This is a genomic window from Gracilimonas sp., assembly GCF_035704785.1.
Lineage (GTDB): Bacteria > Bacteroidota > Rhodothermia > Balneolales > Balneolaceae > Gracilimonas.
Genome location: NZ_DASSWP010000003.1, coordinates 1 through 2,102, shown reverse-complemented (window position 1 = coordinate 2,102; position 2,102 = coordinate 1). Strand labels below are relative to the sequence as shown.

General features: G+C 44.1%; 2 protein-coding genes and 1 pseudogene. 1 reads left to right on the top strand and 2 read right to left on the bottom strand.

Translation table 11 applies throughout. The annotated features are described in order from the left end of the window. A pseudogene (locus tag VFM80_RS00115) lies at window positions 1–108 on the top strand (transposase); the annotation flags it as partial. A 126-nt stretch (window positions 109–234) separates the two neighbouring features. On the opposite strand, the gene VFM80_RS00110 reads toward VFM80_RS00115, so the two are convergent. Next, a complete protein-coding gene (locus VFM80_RS00110) occupies window positions 235–1,191 on the bottom strand; it encodes an NADP-dependent oxidoreductase (RefSeq protein WP_395068326.1) in 957 nt (318 codons plus the stop codon). 135 nt (window positions 1,192–1,326) lie between these two features. After that, window positions 1,327–2,102: MFS transporter (locus VFM80_RS00105; RefSeq protein WP_395068324.1), on the bottom strand; the 776-nt coding region annotated here is incomplete at its 5' end.

Genomic DNA, 2,102 nt, shown 5'->3' with positions numbered 1-2,102 from the left:
AACCCGGTTAAGCGAGGGTATGTGGATAAACCGGAGGATTGGCGGTATTCTTCAGCGAGGGATTATTTGGGAGGGAGCGGTTTAATAGATATTCAGAGAAGTATTTGAGGGGAAGCTGGAGCTTCCGGGACTGCATCATCCTGAGAATCGGGAGAGCTTCGTGACGAGCATTAATAAAAAAAGCCGAATCAGAAGATTCGGCTGTTTATTGTTGAAAATATATAAGCAGGTTCTTTAAGGAGTGATCACCAGCTTACCTCTGGTATGCAGTTTTTCAACTTCCTGTAGTGCCTGTCCGGCTTCATCCAGAGAATAGGTCTTGGAAATTCGCACTTTTATCTTACCGCTATCGGCAAGCACGGTAATATGCTCGAGCTGTTCGGCATTCGGTTCTACAAATACGTATTTAAATTCAATGTCATTGCTGATTTCGGGTTTGCTCTTGGTTATAGAGACAACTTTTCCGCCGTCTTTTAATACATCGGTTTCCATAACTTGTGAAAAAGAATCCCCACGTGAACAATGAAAGATAAGGTCAACCCCTTCAGGCTGGGCTTTTTTAACTGCTTCGCCCACATGGTTATTTTTGTAATCGATCGTGATATCAGCGCCGAGTTCTTTCATGTATTCATGATTTGCTTCACTTGCCACACCAATAACCTTTGCTCCGACAGATTTCGCTAATTGAATAGCTAAAGTGCCTACGCCACCTGAAGCACCTAAAATTAATAAGGTCTGGCCTTTTTTGAGTTCTCCAAAATCAAAAATGGATTGATAGGCTGTTAATCCCACTAATGGGATTCCCCCGGCTTCTTCCATAGAAATATTGGTTGGCCGTTCGGCAAGGTATGATTCCGGTAAGCTCACATACTCTGCAAATGTTCCGTGTTGAATTTTGGGACGTCTTGCATAGGCATAAACTTCATCACCGGAACTAAAACGGCTGACCGAGTGACCGACCTCTTCAACTACACCCGCTACATCCCATCCCGGTATTAAAGGAAACTCCCCGGGAATGGCATCCTTAAGCATGCCTCGGACAACAGAGGCATCCACCGGATTTACACCGACAGCCTTAACCCGTACTAATACTTCTCCTTCACCGACTTCAGGTTTATCCAATTCGCCGACATTAATGTTAGTAAGATCTCCGTAATCTTCAATATAGGCGGCCTTCATTTGTTCACTCATTGGATAAATAGTCTTTAATTTTGTCTCGATTTATTTCACTAAATCAAACAAGTTGAAAGAGCGGTAAGTTCGATGAAAGGCAAGATTCTTGGGTAGCTTCTTTAAGCAGAAACTTAATAACGGGGTGAATAATCTCTACAGATCTCCCAGTGCTGATCCGGGATCTTCAAGCTGGCTGTACCACTCAACTCTCATAAAAAAGACGGAAGAGATCACAAATAATCCGGCCGCAATAGCGGATGCGTAGAAGGTGGCATCAAGGCTGATTCCGGCGTATACCAATCCCAATAAATAAGGGCCTAGTGCCTGACCGGTTCTCATCACTACCCAGTTGACGGATAGAAAAGCAGCCCGGTATTCCTTATCGGCATAGCTGGTGAGGAGGTTTAAAATGCTGGGAATATTGATACCCTGAGCAGCACCAAATACGGTGACTGGTAATATGAACCACCAGATATTTTCAACCAGAGGCAGAAACAGAAAGATGAGCAGGTATAAAACAGCAGCGGTTCGGATGAGTGCAACTTCAGAAAAACGTTCCGTGAGTTTTCCGAGCTGGGAAGATGCATAAGCGGTCATAAAAGAAGAACCGGATAAAATGATCCCGATCCGGAAAGAATTTTGGCTGAATTTTTCATCCAGCAGGATGGTAAAAAAGGTGATATACCCTCCATAAAGCATGATGAAAGTCAGAAATATCCCCACGAAAAGAGGAATGACTTTTTTGGAGATCAGGGACGATCTTACGTTGGAAAAGATTTCTGAGATATTAAGCCCCCCGGACGATCCGGTTTTTTCAAGGCTTATGAGCACGAAGAGCCCCACAGGAATGGCCAATAAGCTTAGAAAAAATGGATAATGCCAGCCTACGATAGCCAGTGCGCCACCTACTGCCGGATAAAAAGCCGTGC